Source organism: Nocardia sp. NPDC004860 (assembly GCF_040609015.1).
Classification (GTDB): Bacteria; Actinomycetota; Actinomycetes; order Mycobacteriales; family Mycobacteriaceae; genus Nocardia.
Genome location: NZ_JBEXJI010000002.1, coordinates 282,698 through 299,478, shown reverse-complemented (window position 1 = coordinate 299,478; position 16,781 = coordinate 282,698). Strand labels below are relative to the sequence as shown.

The 16,781-nt window shown below is 70.8% G+C and carries 15 protein-coding genes; 7 read left to right on the top strand and 8 right to left on the bottom strand.

Translation table 11 applies throughout. The features are described from left to right. Positions 1-221 precede the first annotated feature (221 nt). Genes lnt through ABZV44_RS05345 form a run of 3 tightly spaced genes read right to left on the bottom strand, consistent with a single transcriptional unit; the run spans position 222 to position 4,238 of the window. Positions 222-2,168, bottom strand: a complete 1,947-nt coding sequence (gene lnt / locus ABZV44_RS05355; protein WP_354832297.1) for an apolipoprotein N-acyltransferase — start codon at positions 2,166-2,168, stop codon at positions 222-224. Then, a complete protein-coding gene (locus ABZV44_RS05350) occupies positions 2,158-3,753 on the bottom strand; it encodes an amidohydrolase family protein (protein WP_354832295.1) in 1,596 nt (531 codons plus the stop codon). The genes lnt and ABZV44_RS05350 overlap by 11 nt, the downstream gene beginning before the upstream one ends. 53 nt (positions 3,754-3,806) lie before the next feature. Further along, the gene (locus tag ABZV44_RS05345) at positions 3,807-4,238 is read right to left on the bottom strand and encodes a MarR family transcriptional regulator (RefSeq protein WP_354832293.1); all 432 of its coding nucleotides are present in this window, start codon (positions 4,236-4,238) and stop codon (positions 3,807-3,809) included. Between the two features lie 63 nt (positions 4,239-4,301). Here ABZV44_RS05345 and ABZV44_RS05340 point away from each other — a divergent pair, with 63 nt between their 5' ends. Continuing rightward, entirely contained in the window at positions 4,302-5,201 is a 900-nt protein-coding gene (locus ABZV44_RS05340; protein ID WP_354833112.1) for an LLM class flavin-dependent oxidoreductase, read from the top strand. A 37-nt stretch (positions 5,202-5,238) separates the two neighbouring features. Here the strand turns inward: ABZV44_RS05340 and ABZV44_RS05335 are convergent, their stop codons facing one another. The 3 genes from ABZV44_RS05335 to ABZV44_RS05325 form a co-directional block, all read right to left on the bottom strand. Beyond that, entirely contained in the window at positions 5,239-5,733 is a 495-nt protein-coding gene (locus ABZV44_RS05335; protein WP_354832291.1) for an FxsA family protein, read from the bottom strand. A gap of 81 nt (positions 5,734-5,814) precedes the next feature. Beyond that, entirely contained in the window at positions 5,815-6,477 is a 663-nt protein-coding gene (locus ABZV44_RS05330) for a response regulator transcription factor (RefSeq protein WP_354832289.1), read from the bottom strand. An 89-nt stretch (positions 6,478-6,566) separates the two neighbouring features. Then, positions 6,567-7,799 carry a sensor histidine kinase gene (locus tag ABZV44_RS05325; protein ID WP_354832287.1) on the bottom strand — a complete coding sequence of 411 codons (1,233 nt, stop codon included), beginning with the start codon at positions 7,797-7,799 and terminating at the stop codon, positions 6,567-6,569. A gap of 100 nt (positions 7,800-7,899) precedes the next feature. On the opposite strand from ABZV44_RS05325, the gene ABZV44_RS05320 reads away from it, so the two are divergent. Continuing rightward, on the top strand, positions 7,900-8,670 hold the full coding sequence (locus tag ABZV44_RS05320) for a TSUP family transporter (protein WP_354832285.1): 771 nt from the start codon (positions 7,900-7,902) through the stop codon (positions 8,668-8,670). Positions 8,671-8,687: 17 nt separating this feature from the next. Here the strand turns inward: ABZV44_RS05320 and ABZV44_RS05315 are convergent, their stop codons facing one another. Beyond that, positions 8,688-9,512 (bottom strand): helix-turn-helix domain-containing protein, encoded by an 825-nt coding sequence (locus ABZV44_RS05315; RefSeq protein WP_354832283.1) that lies wholly within the window; start codon positions 9,510-9,512, stop codon positions 8,688-8,690. Positions 9,513-9,690: 178 nt separating this feature from the next. Here ABZV44_RS05315 and ABZV44_RS05310 point away from each other — a divergent pair, with 178 nt between their 5' ends. Further along, a complete protein-coding gene (locus ABZV44_RS05310; protein WP_354833110.1) occupies positions 9,691-11,226 on the top strand; it encodes a TldD/PmbA family protein in 1,536 nt (511 codons plus the stop codon). 21 nt (positions 11,227-11,247) lie between these two features. Beyond that, a complete protein-coding gene (locus tag ABZV44_RS05305) occupies positions 11,248-12,645 on the top strand; it encodes a TldD/PmbA family protein (RefSeq protein ID WP_354833108.1) in 1,398 nt (465 codons plus the stop codon). Between the two features lie 180 nt (positions 12,646-12,825). Here ABZV44_RS05305 and ABZV44_RS05300 read toward each other — a convergent pair whose 3' ends face one another. After that, positions 12,826-13,329: a MarR family transcriptional regulator gene (locus ABZV44_RS05300; RefSeq protein WP_354832281.1), complete on the bottom strand. Its 504-nt coding sequence runs from the start codon at positions 13,327-13,329 to the stop codon at positions 12,826-12,828. Between the two features lie 109 nt (positions 13,330-13,438). Here ABZV44_RS05300 and ABZV44_RS05295 point away from each other — a divergent pair, with 109 nt between their 5' ends. The 3 genes from ABZV44_RS05295 to ABZV44_RS05285 all read left to right on the top strand — a co-directional run bounded on the left by ABZV44_RS05295 (position 13,439) and on the right by ABZV44_RS05285 (position 16,780). Then, positions 13,439-14,869, top strand: a complete 1,431-nt coding sequence (locus ABZV44_RS05295; RefSeq protein WP_354832279.1) for an MFS transporter — start codon at positions 13,439-13,441, stop codon at positions 14,867-14,869. A gap of 192 nt (positions 14,870-15,061) precedes the next feature. Further along, positions 15,062-15,658: a dihydrofolate reductase family protein gene (locus ABZV44_RS05290; RefSeq protein ID WP_354832277.1), complete on the top strand. Its 597-nt coding sequence runs from the start codon at positions 15,062-15,064 to the stop codon at positions 15,656-15,658. Positions 15,659-15,877: 219 nt separating this feature from the next. Continuing rightward, entirely contained in the window at positions 15,878-16,780 is a 903-nt protein-coding gene (locus ABZV44_RS05285) for a trypsin-like peptidase domain-containing protein (RefSeq protein WP_354833106.1), read from the top strand. Position 16,781: the final 1 nt, after the last annotated feature.

Sequence of the window (16,781 nt, the reverse complement as noted above, 5' to 3'; positions counted from 1 at the left end):
GTTGACGGCGCGAAGATTAAGTTCAGTTACCCCATAGCAAACCTCGCTAGGATCGCTTAACTCGCCTAAGGAAACCGCACGACCACAGACAGACCGGAGACTCCAACAAGCCATGGCAATGAACTGGCGAAAATGCCGCGCCGACGCGGGACGGCCCTCTCACACGTGCCCGCGGGTACTACGCCGGAAAAGCCTCCGGGATCAGATCCGGTCGATCGGAGTCACGCGCGCACAGCCCGACGCCGGATCAGCGCTGCCGCGGTGGCAGCAGCGGCCAGGATACACACGATCGCCTCGGGCGCGGGGCCTAAACGAGTGGCAAATGTCGTATTGTTCCGCAACGGCAACGTCGCTACCAGCGCCGCAGGTTCGAATTGCGGTGTCTGCTGCCGGATCACGCCGTCGGCGGTGATCATGGCGCTGACGCCGGTGGTCACCGAGACCACCACCGCGCGCCCGTGTTCCACCGCGCGCACCCGCGACATGGCCAGCTGCTGATAGGTCATCTCGCTGCGGCCGAAGGTGGCGTTGTTGGACGGGACCGCGAGCAGCTGCGCGCCGGCGCGCACGGACTCCTCGAAGGCGCGGTCGAAGACCACCTCGTAGCAGGTGGCCACGCCGATGGCGATCGGGGCGCCGCCGGTGAACGGCTGGGCGTGCACCACGCCGTCGCCCGTACCGGGGACGAAATAGCCTGCGCGGTCCGCGTATTGGGAGAAGTGCCGGAAGAAGTTGCGGTACGGGAGGTATTCGCCGAAGGGCTGGATGATCTTCTTGTCGTGCCGCTCCCCCGGTCCGGCGTCGCTGTTCCAGACGATGACCGAGTTGGTGGTGGTGCGGTCGTCGTTGACGAGCACCGCGCCGACCAGGATGGGGGCCTTCACATCCTTGGACGCCTGCGAGATCTCCTGGGCCGCATCGGCATTGCGCAGCGGATCGATATCGGAGGAGTTCTCCGGCCAGATCACCACGTCCGGTTGCGGGGCCCGGCCGGCCGCGATGTCGCGGGCCAGTTCCTCGGTGCGCTTGACGTGATTGTCGAGAACCGCGCGGCGCTGGGCATTGAAGTCCAGGCCCAGGCGCGGCACGCTGCCCTGGATGGCGGCGACCGTGATCGGCCGGTTGCCGTCCTCCGGGCCGGGCAGCGCGGTCCGGAGGATCACTCCGGTGAGGGGAACTATAGCGACAAGCATTGCCGCAGCAACAATCCGGTTCCAGGATGTGGGACGGATAGCCCCCGATCTGGGAGAATCCGAGGCGGCCGCGACCGGCTCACCGCTCGCCTCCGCGGCCGATGCGAAGCGGCGCAGCAAACTCACCGCAAGCCACGCCAGCCCGGTGCCGGTGAGCGCCACCGCGAAGCTCACCAGCGGCGCGCCACCCACCATCGCGAAGGGCAGATACCACCCGTCGGCCTGCCCGAAAGCCAGTTTGCCCCAAGGGAACCCGCCGAAGGGGAAGCTGGCCCGCGCCCACTCGGTCAGCGACCACACGGTCGCCACCCACAGCGGCCATCCGGGCAGCGTCGCCACCCATCGCGTCAGCAGCCCGAACAATCCGACATACAGGGCGCACACGGTCGACAGGGCGAGCCACGGCACCGGACCGACATAGATCCCGGTCCACGGCAGCAGCGGCAGGAAGAACGCCAGCCCGGCCACCAACCCGAATCCGAATCCTCCACGCGCCCGGCAGGTTCCGCGCACGGCGAGGGTCAGCACGGCGATCCCGACCGGAGCCAGGTACCACAGCGTCCGGGGCGGGAAGCTCGCGTACAGCAGCAGCCCGGCCACCGCCGCGGCCGGCAACCGCGTCAGCCACGGGCGTGCCGTCGCCACCGCGATCGCTCGCGCCGCCACTCCCGGCCGGGACTCCGGCGCGGACTCGACCCCGGCCCGCGCGACCGTCGAAATGCTGCCGCCCTCATCGCCTTCCGATGCCGCGCCGACGGCGCGATCTCCGTCACGCCCGGCCCCGGCAGTCGCCACGCGATCCGGGCCCTCGTCGGCGGTCCCGGAGGCAGTGTCCGCATCGCCGGACGATGGTCCCGATCCGGTCCGTGCTTCGGCGCCGGGACCGTCGGTCTCGCGAGGTCCGGGATCCGGCGTGGCCGGTCCGGTGGAAGACGGTGCGGCGGTGCGGTTCTCGGGGTCGGGCTCAGGCTTCATGAATGGTGACTCCGCGGTGCACGGTGCGCAGGCAGCGCGGCAGGGTGGCGTCCGGGGTGAGGGGCGGGAGGCCGGGGACGCGGGAGCGGGGGTCGGTGGACCAGCGCTGCACGGTATCCGCGGCGGCCGCGACGACGAGCTCGCGAGCGTCCCAGATGGCATAGGAGGCAGGGGCTCCCGGGACCAGGGTGCCGGCGACACCGTCGCGGACGCCACCCGCGCGCCAGGCGCCGCGGGTGGCCGCGGCGAAGGCGGCCCGCGGCGAGATCTGATGGCCCGGGGTGCGGTGGTTGACCGCGGCGCGGATGGCTTCCCACGGGTTCAGGGCGGTGACCGGCGCGTCGGAGCCGATGGCGAGGGAGATACCCGCGGCGGCCATGGCGGCGAACGGGTTGAGGGTGGCGGCGCGTCCGGCGCCGAGGCGGGTGGCGTACATGCCGTCCGGTCCACCCCAGGCGGCGTCGAAACCCGGTTGGACACTGGCGATCACGCCCCAGGCGGCGAGTTTCCCGATCTGGTCGGCGGTCATCATCTCGGCGTGTTCGAGGCGGTGCCCGCGGGAGGCGACGGCCGGGCCGCCGAGTTCGCCCACGACCCGCTCGAATCCGGCGACGACCGCGTCCATGGCGGCGTCGCCGATGACGTGGAAGCCGGTCTGGATGCCGGCCTCGGTGCACGCGAGCACGTGCGCGGCGATGGCCTCGGTGTCGAGGTAGGAGGTGCCGGTGGTGTCGCGGTCGGCATAGGGTTCGCGCAGCCACGCGGTGTGCGAGCCGAGCGCCCCGTCCACGAACAGGTCGCCGCCGAGGGCGTGCACGCCGAGTTCCTTGACCAGGGTGCGGGCTTCGTCGGCGGTGCGCACGGCCTGTCCCCAGTAGGCGCGCACCTCGACGCCGTGCCCGAATTCGAGGAGTTCCCGCACGTCGTCGGCACCGGAGATCTCGGGTCCCGCGCATTCGTGCGCGGCCACAACGCCGTTGGCGGCCGCCGCGTCCAGCGCGACCTGCCGGGCGGCATCCCGCTGTGCCCGGTTCAGCGCGCCCAGCGCGGCCCCGCGCACGCGATGGTGGGCATCCGCGCGCAGCGGCTCACCGCGGGTGAACCCGGTCGCCTCGGTGATTCCGGGTACCGCGTCCAGCAGTGCGGTCGAGGCCACCGCCGAATGTGCGTCCACGCGAGCCAGATACACCTGGCGTCCCGGTGCGGCGGCGTCGATCTCCTCGCGGGCCGGCGGTCGTCCGCCGGCCCAGGTGGTCTCGTCCCAGCCCTCGCCGAGGATCACCCCGTCCGGGTGCGCGGCGGCGAACTCCCGCACCAGCTGCAGACATTCCTCCAGCGAACGGGCCTGTGCCAGATCGAGTCCCGTCAGCGTCAGCCCCAGCCCGGTCACGTGTACGTGCGGGTCCACGAACCCGGGGGCCACGAACGCCCCGTCCAGCTCGATGATCTCGGCGTCCGGATGCAATGCCCGCCCCGGCTTGTCCAGCCCCACCCACACCACGGTCCCGTCACTGACGGCCATGGCCGTCGCGTCAGGATTGCTCGAACTGTAGATACGACCGCCGACAAGCAACTGGGTACTCACGGGTCTCCAGTCTGCCCGACGCCCGCGACGCGCCCGTCACCGCATCACCGGGTTCAGCGTGTCAGGGTGCGCAGCGTGTCGATCAGGCCCGGGCCACCGTCACCGAGCGGTGCGAGGAATCTCGCCTCGGCCTCGGCTCGGACCCGTTCGGCCGCGGCCAGCCGGGCGTGGCCGTCGGCGGTGAGTTCGACGATGTTCTTGCGCCGGTCCTCGGGACTGCGCCGCCGCGCGAGCAGGCCCTTGTCCTCGAGGGTGTCGGCGAACTGGGTCATGGTGGTGCGGTCGATGCCGAGGCGCTGGGCCGCGTCCAGCTGCGAGAGCGGGGTGTCGGTGGCGTCCAGCAGGACCAGGACGGCCAGTTCCCGGCTGTCGATTCCCAAGGGCCGCAGGGCGGTTCCGATTTCCTCGGCCAACCGGTGGTACGCCTGTTTGAGCAGGTAGCCGAGGCGGGAGCGGAGCACGTCGTCGGGGTCGGGGGCGGCCATGTCGCCGATCGTACCGTCTACTGATAGTCAGCGATGCTGATCATCAGTAGTATTGATGAAGTGATGGATATCGAATTCGGCCTGAAGACCACGCCCATGCGGGTCGCGTACACCGACATCCTGCGGGTCTGGGAGGAGGCCGACACCCTGCCGGAGATCGCGGACGCCTGGCTGTGGGATCACCTGCTGCCCCTGGCCGGGCCCGCGGACGGTCCGATCCTCGAGGGCTGGACCCTGCTCGCGGCCCTGGCCGCCCGCACCCGGCGGCTGCGGCTGGGAGTGCTGGTGACCAGCAACCGGATTCGCGAACCGGCGGTGCTCGGCAAGATCGCGAGCACGGTCGACGCGGTCGCCGGGGGCCGGCTGATCATGGGTCTCGGGGTCGGCGGCACCCGCCAGCCCGCCGATACCGGCGGCATCGCGGGCCCGAATCCGGCCGAGGCCGAGTACGCGGCGTACGGTCTGCCGATGGTCTCGCCCGGCGAGGGCCTGGCCCGGCTGGCCGAGACCATCGAGATCCTCGAAAAGATGTGGAGCGAGCCGGAATTCGACTTCCACGGCCGCTATTACACGCTGCGCGGCAATCGCAACGAACCCAAACCGGTCCGCCGCCCGCCGCTGCTGATCGGCGGCTGGGGTGACCGCACGCTGCGGCTGGTCGCCGAGCACGCCGATCTGTGGAACATTCCGGGCCCGCCGCACAACGGCCTGGACTTCCTCGCCGAGCGCTCCCGGACACTGGACGCGCACTGCGCCGAGCTCGGGCGAGATGCGGCGCAACTGACCCGGTCGGTGCAGTACATCGTCGACTACGACGACCCGGCGGGCACCCGCGGCACGGTGCTGGATCTGATCGGCGCGGGTTTCACCCACATCGTGCTCAGCCTGCGGGCGCCCTATCCCGACAAGGTGGCCACCTGGCTGGTCGACAACGTCATCACCCCGGTGCGCGACCGGCTCTGAGGCCGGGACACACCGGGGTGAGGAAAGGCGCTGTGGGTCAGCGGGGGTCGATCATCTTGTACCCGTTGCCCTGGCCGTCGTCGTAGTACTCGGTCACGACGGTGGCGTCGATGACCTCGCCGTCGGGGTCGATGACGACATTGCGGTAGCCGTAGGGGCCGACCGCGGTGGCGACGCGGCTCAGGCGGCGGGCGGCGAAGGCGGCCACGACCGGGCGGAACAGGAAACGGGTGAAGGGCAGCAGGGCCAGCAGACCCAGCGCAGTGGTGAGCAGTCCCGGCACGAACATCAGGACCGCGCCGACCGCGACCAGGGCGCCGTCGGCGACGGCGGTGCTGGGTTCGAGTTCACCGCGGGCGGCGCGGCGGAAGCTCTGGAACACGCGCCGACCCTGCGAGCGCACCAGCACCAGACCCACGGCCGAGCCCGCCAGCAGCAGCAGGATGGTCGGGAACACGCCGATGAAGTGGCCGACCACGACGAGGGTGGCGATCTCGGCGACGAACCAGGCGAGGAACAACAGGGCAGGCATCGGGCGATCCTTTCGATCGATCTACCCGTGCAACGCGCGACCGCGCGGTTTTTCTCCCGGATGCGTCGCCGGTCACACCGGCTAGGCGCTGCCCGGCCGCACCAACCCGGTCTCGTAGGCCAGCACCACGGCCTGCACCCGGTCGCGCAGGCCGAGTTTGGTGAGCACCCGGCCGACGTGGGTCTTCACCGTGGCCTCGGACAGGAACAGCGCGCCGGCGATCTCGGCGTTGGAGCGCCCGGCGGCGATGTGCTCGAGGACCTCGCGTTCGCGGGCGGTGAGCACATCGAGGACGCGGGGATCGCGCCCGGCGGCCGGGTCCTCGGCGATGAGGCGGTCCAGCAGCCGCTTGGTCACCTTGGGCGAGACCACCGCATCCCCCGCGGCGACACTGCGAATCGCGGAGATCAGATCCTCCGGAGGCGTGTCCTTGAGCAGGAATCCGCTGGCCCCGGCGCGCAGCGCGCCCAGCGCGTGCTCGTCGAGATCGAAGGTGGTCATCACCAGAACCCGGCTCCCGCACCCGGATTCGATGATCCGCGCCGTCGCGGTCACCCCGTCGGTCACCGGCATCCGCACATCCATCAGCACCACGTCGGGCCGCAGCTCCCCCGCCCGCGCGATGGCGGTGGCCCCGTTGTCCGCCTCTCCCACCACCTCGAGGTCGGGGTGCGCACCGAGCACCATCCGCAGTCCGGCCCGCATGAGCTCCTGGTCATCGACAACGAGAACGGTGATCGGCACCCCCACAACCTATCCGGCCGCCCGGTGCGGTGGTGCGCGCGGGCCGGGGCCGATCGCGGGACGATCTGGTCGTCGCAGGTGGGAGCCGGTCAGTCGGGGACGTCGCGGTCCAGGGGGATGGTGGCGCGGACGGTCCAGCCGCCGTGGGGATTTCGGCCCGCGGTGAGGGTGCCGCCGAGGACGGCGATGCGTTCGCGCATGCCGACCAGGCCCAGGCCGCTGCCCGGGATGCGGGCCGGGGGCGGGAGAATGGTGAGTGTGGTTGGGGCGCTGGGGGATCCGCAGCCGCCGGGGGTGGTCGCGGGTTCGACGGGGGCGCCGCCGGAGTCGGTGATGTCGAGCAGGACGTCGGCGTCGCGGCGGGTGACGCGGACGTCGGCGTGCGGGTCGGCGCCGGCGTGGCGGAGGGTGTTGGTGAGCGATTCCTGGACGATGCGGTGGATCCCGAGGCTGACCTCGGGGGTGACGGTGTCGAGTTCGCCGCTGAGTTCGAGGGAGACGTCCAGGCCCGCGCTGCGCATCATGTCGACGACCTTGGCGATGCCGGCGGTGCCGTGCTGCGGAAGTTGTTCGGGCGCATGCTCGGTGCGCAGCAGTTCGACGGTGCGCCGCAGTTCGCGCAGGGCGTCGCGGCCGGTGCCGGCGATGGTGGTGAGTGCCTGTTCGGCGGTGTCCGGGTCGTGGCGCAGGGCGTAGCGGGCGCCGTCGGCCTGCACGATGATGACGCTGACCGCGTGCGCGACCACGTCGTGCAGTTCGCGGGCGATGCGGGTGCGTTCGGCGGCGACCGCGTCGTGGGCGCGGCGTTCGCGGTCGTAGTCGGCGACGGCGAGGCGGGCGGCGACCTCGGCGTCGTAGGCGTGGCGGGCGCCGACGAATTCGGCCAGCGTCCAGCACAGTGCGTAATAGAGGGCGGTGAAGGCGATGTCGGTGCCCGATGGTTTACCGATGGCGGCCGCCGAGATGAGGCTGTCGAGCAGCAGGATGCCCAGGTAGAGCAGACCTTGGCGGCGGCCGACATACGCGACCAGGGTGTAGAGCATGATGCCCAGCCCGAGCAGCGCCGGATGCACGGAGGTGTCACCGACCGCCCCGTGCACCAGTGAGGCCGCGATGGACAGCAGCACCACCGCGAGCGCCGCGGCGCGGGTGTGGGTGCGGCGGAACACGATCGGCAGCGGCAGCAGCACACTGAAGACCAGGTAGGTCGGCTTGTACTGACTGTTGCTCAGGGCGAGCACATCGATGGTGAGCAGCAGCAGCGCCACCACGGAATCGGTGATCAGCGGCTTGCCGCGCAGCCACAAACTGAACCGGCGCACCCGTCCACCCTACGGTCGTGCCCGCGGGCGGCCTCGGGTCGGCCTGTCCTGGGCACTCAACCGTTTGATCTTGCTCCGGGGTTTCTGGTTGGGTCGCCCTGTGAATCTTGCGGACTGGGCGGTCTTGCTGACCGCGGCGACGGCGGCCGGATGGGTCGATGCGGTGGTCGGCGGCGGCGGCCTGATCGTGCTGCCCACCCTGTTCGTGGTGCTGCCCGGCCTGGCCCCGCAGACGGCCCTGGGCACCAACAAGATCGCCGCGTTCTCCGGCACCAGCGCCGCGGTCCTCACTTTCGCCCGCCGGGTGCCGATGCGCTGGAAGGTCCTGATCCCGGGCGCGGTCATCGCCGCGATCGCGGCCGCCTGCGGTTCCGCGGCGGTGGCGCTGATCGACAAGAAATACTTCGTCCCGATCGTGATGGTCGTGCTGGTCGGCGTGGCGATCTTCGTGACCCTTCGCCCCTCGGTCGGCGTCACCATGGCCACCCATCCGCCGACCCGGCGCAAGACGATCCTGGTGGTCGCCCTGGCCGCGGGCCTGATCGGGCTCTACGACGGCATTCTCGGTCCCGGCACCGGGACCTTCCTGATCATCACCTTCGCCACCCTGCTCGGCACCGAGTTCGTGCGTGCCGCCGCCATGGCGAAGGTCATCAACTGCGGCTCCAACCTGGGCTCGCTGCTGTTCCTGGCGAGCACCGGCCACGTGCTGTGGGCGCTGGGTCTGTCCATGGCGGTGGCGAATGTGGCCGGGTCCGTGGTCGGTTCACGCATGGCGCTGGCGAAGGGCGCCGGCTTCGTCCGCGCCGTCCTGCTGGCGGTGGTCGTCGCCATGGTGATCCGCCTGGGCTGGCAGCAGTTCGGCGGCTGACCCCGGACCCGCGACGGTCAGACGCGGGCGTCCTCGGCGGGCCGGTGACCGCCCGGCAGCGAACGCGGGCTGCCGCCGTCGAAGGCGGAGCGCTGCAAGGACTCCGGGCCGAGCCGGTGCACGGTGGGCATCGGCCGGAAGGCGTCGGACTCCTGGCGTAGTGGCCCGTCGGACAGCAATGCGGTCTGCTCGCCGGGCAATTCGCGCGGCGCGGCGGTCTCGGGCTGGGTCAGCCACGGCGCCAGCACCTTCGAGGTGGTCTCCTGGATCTTGCGTTGCAGCGCTTCGCCGTCCTCGAGGCCGGGCCGCTGGAACAGCACGGTGAGCGCGCCCGAGACGGCCCCGACCACCGCGCCCACCAGCGCGGCCGCGCCGACGTCGTCGAGTTCGTCGGGGAAGGCGGCGCGCAGCTGGCGCGCGATCTCCTGCTGGGAGGCGAGCTGGGCGTAGGCGGCGCGACCCGAGACGGCGGGCACGGTGCGCGAAACCTGCGCGCGCAGCACGGCGATGCGGGCGGCGAGGGTGTCGCCGAGGTGGTCGCCGGGATTGTCCCCGGCGGCGCGCAGGGCGCGCAGCAGCACCTCGACAGGGCGTTCCCCGGCACGGCGGGTGGCGATGGCGCGCACGGCGGCCTGCACACGTTCGTCCGGCTCGGGGAACAGTAGTTCCTCTTTACTGGCGAAGTAGTTGAAGAACGTCCGGGTGCCGACTTCGGCGGCGGCCGCGATATCGGCGACGGTGGTCGCCTCATAACCTCGGCTCTCGAACTGTTCGACGGCGGCTTCGAGCAGGGCTCGGCGGGTGCGTTCCCGTTTGCGATCGCGGAGTGCGGATGGCGGCACGCGGGCAGACAGTACGGCATCCGGTCAGCAAAACGCGGCATGTCCAGCTGTCGTGCGCGCCGTTTCAGGCTGTGCTGCTTCACACTTCGTGCATCGTTGCAGCGTATGCACTTTTGCGTGGAGTGAATTCGGTTCGAGGTGAGTCGTTTCTTGAACGCCCGGCGTGTCGGCCTCTAGCGTGGTGCGGGTGAGCATCGCTACCAAGGTCGTGGACGAGCAGTTCCGCGCGCTGCCGCTGTCCGCGCTGGCCGACGCCGCGCTCGGCGCCGCCCGCGCGGCCGGGGCCGAGTACGCCGACCTGCGCGTGCATCGACTCGTGCAGCAGTCCATCCGATTGCGCGACGGACGCGTCGAATCAGTGTCCGACAGTACCGATCTCGGGTTCGCGGTGCGCGTGATCGTCGACGGTACCTGGGGTTTCGCCTCGCACGCCGACCTCACCACCGGTACCGCCGCCGAGGTGGCACGCCGCGCGGTCACCGTCGCGCGGACCCTGCGCGCACTCAATCGCGAGCGCGTCGAGCTGGCCCCGGAACCGCGCTACGACGGCGCGGAGTACGTCTCCGCCTACGAGGTGGACCCCTTCGAGGTGCCGACGCCGGACAAAGTGGCGCTGCTGCTGGACTATTCGGGCCGGCTGCAGGCCGCCGACGGCGTGGATCACGTGACGGCATCGGTGCTGCAGGTCAAGGAGCAGACCTTCTACGCCGACAGCTTCGGCTCCCGCATCACCCAGCAACGGGTCCGGCTGCACCCGCAGTTCGAGGCCATCACCGTCGACCCGTCGGCGGGCGTGTTCGAGACCATGCGGACCCTCGCCGCCCCGGCCGGGCGCGGCTGGGAGTACGTGACCGGCGCGGACGGAACCTGGGACTGGGCGGGCGAACTCGCGCGGATGCCGGAGTGGCTGGCCGAGAAGGTGAAGGCCCCGACCGTGCAGGCCGGGCCTGCCGACCTGGTCATCGACCCGACCAATCTGTGGCTGACCATCCACGAGTCCATCGGCCACGCCACCGAGTACGACCGCGCCATCGGCTACGAATCCGCCTACGCGGGTACCTCTTTCGCCACCCCCGACCTGCTGGGCACCCTGCGGTACGGCACCCCGATCATGCACGTGACCGGCGACCGCACCCAGCAGCACGGTCTGGCCACGGTCGGCTGGGACGACGAGGGCGTGGCCGGGCAGCGCTGGGACCTGGTGCGCGACGGCGTGCTCGTCGGCTACCAGCTCGATCGCGTGTTCGCGCCGCGCCTGGGTCTCGAACGCTCCAACGGCTGCTCCTACGCCGATTCCGCACACCACGTGCCGATCCAGCGTATGGCCAATGTGTCGCTGCAACCCGATCCCGACCGCGACACCAGCACCGCCGAGCTCATCTCCCGCGTGGAGAACGGCATCTACATCGTCGGCGACAAGTCGTGGTCGATCGATATGCAGCGCTACAACTTCCAGTTCACCGGTCAGCGCTTCTTCCGCATCCGCAACGGCGAACTGGCGGGGCAGCTGCGCGATGTCGCCTACCAGGCCACCACCACCGACTTCTGGGGTTCGATGGAGGCGGTCGGCGGGCCCTCGACCTGGATGCTGGGCGGGGCGTTCAACTGCGGTAAGGCGCAACCCGGTCAGGTGGCGGCGGTCTCCCACGGCTGCCCCTCGGTCCTGGTGCGCGGCATCAATATTCTCAATACCCGCGCCGAAGCCGGACAGTAGGAAAGGACCGACACGGTGAGTGTGCTCCCCGCCCCCGAGGTCGTCGACCGCGCGCTGCGGGCCTCCCGCGCGGACGAGGCCATGGTGATCGTCACCGACGCCCACGAGGCGTCGCTGCGCTGGGCCGGAAATTCCATGACCACCAACGGTTCCTCGGTCTCGCGGGACTGGGCGGTCGTCTCGGTGTTCCGTGACGGCCCGGACACCGCCCGCGTCGGCAGCGTCAGCTCCACCAGCGTGGATCCCGCCGATATCGAAGCCGTGGTGCGCGCCAGCGAAACCGCGGCCCGCACCGCCGAACCCGCGCGCGACGCCATGCCGCTGCTGCACCCGGACGCCGTCGACGCCGACACCCTCGACAAGCTGCTCGACTGGGACGGCGACCCGGCCACCACCGACATCGGCGTCTTCACCACGCTGGCAACCGATCTCGCCGCCGGCTTCGACGGCGCCGACCGCCTCTACGGTTTCGCCCACCACCAGATGCACTCCACCTGGCTGGGCACCTCCACCGGTCTGCGCCGGCGTTGGGTGCAGCCCACCGGCTCGGTGGAGATCAATGGCAAGCGGGGCGCGGGCGCGGAGCTGGCCAGCGCCTGGGTCGGCACCGGCACCACCGATTTCGCCGATGTCGACACCCCCGGCCTGCTGGCCGAACTGGCGCGCCGCCTGGACTGGAGCTCGCGCCGCGTCGACCTGCCCGCGGGCCGCTACGAGACGCTGCTGCCGCCCTCGGCCGTCGCCGATCTGATGATCTACATGGCCTGGACCATGGAGGGCCGCGGCGCGCACGAGGGCCACACCGCGTTCTCGCGGGCGGGTGGCACCCGAATCGGGGAGCGGCTGACCGGGATTCCGCTCACGCTGTACTCGGATCCGAGCGCGGCGGGGCTCGAGTACCGGCCGTTCGTGGCGACACCGTCGTCGTCGGAGTCGCTGTCGGTGTTCGACAACGGCCTGACCGCGCAGCGCACCGACTGGGTCCGCGAGGGCGTGATCGAGTCACTGGTCTACCCGCGCGCCACGGCCGCCGAATTCGACGCGCCCGTCACGGTGCCGGGTGAGAACCTGCTCATGACCGGCGGCGGCGAGGCCACTCTGCCGGACATGATCGCGCGCACCGAACGCGGGCTGCTGCTGACCTGCCTGTGGTACATCCGCGAGGTCGATCCGGCCACGCTGCTGCTCACCGGCCTCACCCGCGACGGCGTCTATCTGGTCGAGAACGGTGAGGTCACCGCGGCGGTCAACAACTTCCGCTTCAACGAGAGCCCCCTGGATCTGCTGCGCCGGGTCAGCGAGGCGGGCCGCACCGAGATCACCCTGCCGCGCGAGTGGAAGGACTGGTTCACCCGGACGGCCATGCCGCCCTTGCGGATTCCCGACTTCCACATGTCCTCGGTGAGCCAGGCGACCTGACCCGGTCCGGCGGCGCCGCACCGAAAATCTGGATCCCATTGCCGCCCAGCGCGATCCGCGTCGCGCCGGGCGTCCTCCAGCCGCCTCGCACCTCGATCATGACGATTCCGGTGGCGCTTGCCAGCGGGTGAGCGCGCGTCACCGTGAGGCACGGTGCGCCGAGACCGTCGGCCGCCGTGGCTACTCCGCGTCGAGCCGGGCGGCCAGTGCGCGCTGGCGGGCGGTGGAGCCGCGCAGGAAGCGGATGACGGTTTCGAGTTCCTCGGTGCTGAAATCCTCGTAGTGCGAGTGGACTTCGCGGGCCCAGTCCTCGAACAGCGGCACCAGTTCGGTGTCGACCGGCTGCTCGCAGAGTTCGATCAGGATCCGGCGCTTGTCGGTAGGGTGCGGGACGCGGCGCAGGTAGCCGCGTCGTTCGAGCCGGTCCACCAGACCGGTCACCGAGGCGGGGGCCAGGCCGCTGCGCTCGCCCAGTTCCTTGGCGGTCAGCGGGCCGTGCCGCTGGAGCAGGTCGATGGCCTTCATATCGGTCGCCCCCAGGCCCTGTTTGGCGGCGATGGCGCTGTGGAACATGACGGCGACCGTGCTGGAGTCGCGGCCGACATCGTCGAGCTCGCCGATCACCGCCGCGCGGCGCTCGTCCGTGCTGTCGCCGGACTCCCCCGGCTCGGTGGCGCTGGTCATGGCACGACTCTACCAAGTATTTCGTTCGCCCGAACGAACCTCTTGACGGACTACAGCGTCGGTCATATTGTTTTGTTCGGCCGAACGAAATACTTTCCAGGAGTCCGACATGACCCTCACAACCCCCGCACCACCCGAGAACTCGCAGGTCATCCCGCATCCACGACGGTGGGCCGCGGCCGTGGTCATGATGGTGGCCGCGCTCATGGATCTGCTCGACGTCACCATCGTCAATGTCGCACTGCCCTCGATCGGGACCGATCTGCACGCCGCGGGCGATCAGTTGCAGTGGCTGGTGTCGGCGTATCTGCTCGGATTCGCGGCCAGCCTCATCGTGGCCGGTCACCTCGGCGACCGGTACGGTCGCAAGTTGCTGTTCCTGTGCGGCACCACCGCATTCGGGCTGGCGAGCCTGGCCTGCGGGCTGGCGCAGTCACCCGGCCAGCTGATCGGGGCCCGCGCGCTGGAGGGTGTGGCGGCGGCGCTCATCGTGCCGCAGGTGCTCGGCTCGTTCCGTACCCTGTTCGAGGGCAAGGAGCGCGGCGCGGTATTCGGAATGTACGGCGCCATCGCCGGTTTCGCCTCGGCCATCGGCCTGCTGCTCGGCGGTGTCCTGACCGACGCCGATCTGTTCGGCTGGGGCTGGCGGGCCATCTTCCTGGTGAACGTCCCGGTGGCGGTGGCCGTCGTGGTGCTGGGCGCGCTGCTGATTCCCGGCACCGGCGAACGCGGCGCGGCCCGCCCGGACCTGCTCGGCACGCTGGTACTGGCCGGCGGCCTGGTGGCCGTCGTGTACCCACTGGTCCAGGGCGAGAACAATGGCTGGCCGGTGTGGGGCTGGCTGTGCCTGGCCGCGGGTGTCGTGGCGCTGGCGGGGCTGGCGCTGGCCGAGTCCCGGCGTCAGGCGACCGCGCCGCTGCTGCCGCTGCCGGTGTTCCGGCGTCCGGCCTTCTCGGTGGGTCTGCTCGTGCAGCTGCTGTTCTCGATCGGCATGCAGGGCTTCTTCCTGATCTTCGCGCTGTGGCTGCAGGCCGGCCAGGGCTACACCCCGATGCAGGCCGGTGTACTCACCGTCGCGTTCTCCGCGGGCGGATTCCTCACCGCACCCGCCGCCGACGGCCTGGCCGTGAAATTCGGCCGCTGGGTGCTGCTGGCAGGCGCGCTGCTGATGGCGGGTGGTTTCGGCTGGGTCGGTTACGCCGTCGACCACGCCGCCGCCCACCACACCGGGGCCTGGCCGCTGGTGCCGGGACTGCTGCTCGCGGGTGCCGGCCTCGGGTTCCTGGTGGTGCCGCTGGCGAACGTGGTGCTGTCCGCGGTGCCCGCCGAGACCGCGAGCGCCGGATCCGGAATCCTCTCCACCGCACAGCAATTCGGTGGCGCGCTGGGTGTCGCGGTGATCGGCACGGTGTTCTTCCACCACAGCTCCGCGGGCCCGGCCGAGGGCTTCCACGCCGCCGCGCCATGGATCGTGGCCGCCATGCTCGGGTGCGCGGCGCTGTGCGTGCTGCTGCCCCGGCACGCCACCCGCCACGACTGAACGGCGTGGCGGTGGCCCGACCGCGCGCGGATCGGTCCGCGCGCGGTCGGCGCGTGCACCGGTCCGGTTCCGCGCCATGGTTTCCCGGCAACTTCTCGGGGCATGAACGATGATTTGCCGATATCGGCTCCGACTTCATCGCAGAGACGGCAATCCCCCGCCGCTTCGTCCCACCCATGAAGGAGTTCGGCAATGAGCAAGGTAGTCACCGGCGCGAGCATGTCCCTCGACGGATACATCGCGGGCCCGGGCGAAACTGGATTCGAGCACCTGTTCGCCTGGTACCAGAGCGGCGACGTCCCGATCCCCAGCACCCACCCCGAGATCCCGTTCAACCTGACCCCGGAAGACGCCGCGTATCTGCGGGCCTGGCTCGACGGGGTCGGCGTCTACATCGTCGGCAAGCGCCTGTTCACCCTGACCGACGGCTGGGGCGGCGTGCACCCGGCGGACAAGCCCATCGTGGTGGTCACCCACACCGTGCCCGACGAGTGGGTCGCCGACCACCCCGATGCGCCCTTCACCTTCGTCACCGGCGGCGTGAAGGAGGCCGTGGAGGTCGCGCGCGGCATCGCCGGCGCGAAGATGGTGGGCGTCAGCGGCGGCAATGTGGCCCGCCAGTGCCTGGAACAGGGCCTGCTGGACGAGATCTGGGTCGATATCGTGCCGGTGCTGCTCGGCGGCGGCGTCCCGCTGCTGGGTGAACTCTCCAACGCGCCGGTGTTGCTGGAGGATCCCGAGATCGTCGCCGGCACCCGGGTCACCCACCTGAAGTACCGCCTCCGCTGAGGCCCTGACCTCGGCCTGCCCGAGGTGTGGTTGCGCTGTCGGCGAACCGGTTGTCGTGACGATGGTTTCGCGCGCATCCTGGGATTGAGGCAACGTAATCATGTAATCGGGATGGTGGTCGTCGTGGACGACGAAGCTGCCCTCTCGTCGATGGACGAGAACGCGAACTCAGCGGCATCGACCCCGCAGCCCGGCTTCGGGACCCCCGACGCCGCGGCGATGGACGCCTACTCGCGCACGGTGATCGCGGTCGCCAAGTCGGTGACACCGCACGTCGCCAGCGTGCAGACCCGCCGCGGCGGGGGCTCGGCGGTGGTCTTCACCGACGACGGCTTCCTGCTCACCAACGCGCACGTGGTGGGTGAGGCGGCCGAGGGCACCGTGGTGTTCGCCGACGGGCTGGAATCGAGATTCGATGTGGTGGGTGTGGATCCGCTCTCGGACCTGGCTGTGCTGCGCGCCCGCGGCGGCGCACCGACCGCGGTGACGCTGGGCGACGCCGACACCCTGGTGGTGGGCCAGCTGGTGGTCGCGGTGGGCAGTCCGCTCGGGCTGGCCGGGTCGGTGACGGCGGGCGTGGTGAGCGCGCTGGGCCGGTCGGTGCCGGTGGGCAATCGCCGCGCCGCTCGCGTGATCGAGGACGTGATCCAGACCGACGCCGCCCTCAACCCCGGCAATTCCGGTGGGGCGCTGGCGGATTCGGCGGGCCGGGTGGTGGGGATCAATACCGCGGTCGCCGGCATCGGCCTGGGCCTGGCCATTCCGATCAATGCCACCACCCGCCGCATCATCAGCACCCTGCTCACCGAGGGCCGGGTCCGGCGCGCCTACCTGGGCGTGGTCGGGGTGCCCGCACCGCTGCCCACCGCCGTGGCCGCCCGCACCGGGCAGGACGCCGGGCTGCGCATCGTCGAGGTGGTGCACGGCGGCCCGGCCGAGCGCGCCGGACTGCGGCGCGGGGATCTGATGCTCAGCATCGCGCGCACCGAAATCCGTGACGCCCAGGGGATTCAGCGGCAGCTGTTCGCCGACGCCATCGGCCGCTCGCTGCCGGTGACGGTGCTGCGCAACGGCGCGATGGTGGATGTCATCGCGGTGCCGGTGGAACTGACCGCCGACTGAG

What these genes read in the sequence shown, in the direction of transcription:
- lnt (WP_354832297.1), bottom strand. Translation starts at nt 2,168, where the DNA reads ATGAAGCCTGAGCCCGACCCCGAGAACCGCACCGCCGCACCGTCTTCC.
- ABZV44_RS05345 (WP_354832293.1), bottom strand. Translation starts at nt 4,238, where the DNA reads ATGGCCGCCCCCGACCCCGACGACGTGCTCCGCTCCCGCCTCGGCTAC.
- ABZV44_RS05300 (WP_354832281.1), bottom strand. Translation starts at nt 13,329, where the DNA reads ATGACCAGCGCCACCGAGCCGGGGGAGTCCGGCGACAGCACGGACGAG.
- ABZV44_RS05285 (WP_354833106.1), top strand. Translation starts at nt 15,878, where the DNA reads ATGGACGCCTACTCGCGCACGGTGATCGCGGTCGCCAAGTCGGTGACA.
- ABZV44_RS05335 (WP_354832291.1), bottom strand. Translation starts at nt 5,733, where the DNA reads ATGCCTGCCCTGTTGTTCCTCGCCTGGTTCGTCGCCGAGATCGCCACC.
- ABZV44_RS05290 (WP_354832277.1), top strand. Translation starts at nt 15,062, where the DNA reads ATGAGCAAGGTAGTCACCGGCGCGAGCATGTCCCTCGACGGATACATC.
- ABZV44_RS05295 (WP_354832279.1), top strand. Translation starts at nt 13,439, where the DNA reads ATGACCCTCACAACCCCCGCACCACCCGAGAACTCGCAGGTCATCCCG.
- ABZV44_RS05340 (WP_354833112.1), top strand. Translation starts at nt 4,302, where the DNA reads ATGGATATCGAATTCGGCCTGAAGACCACGCCCATGCGGGTCGCGTAC.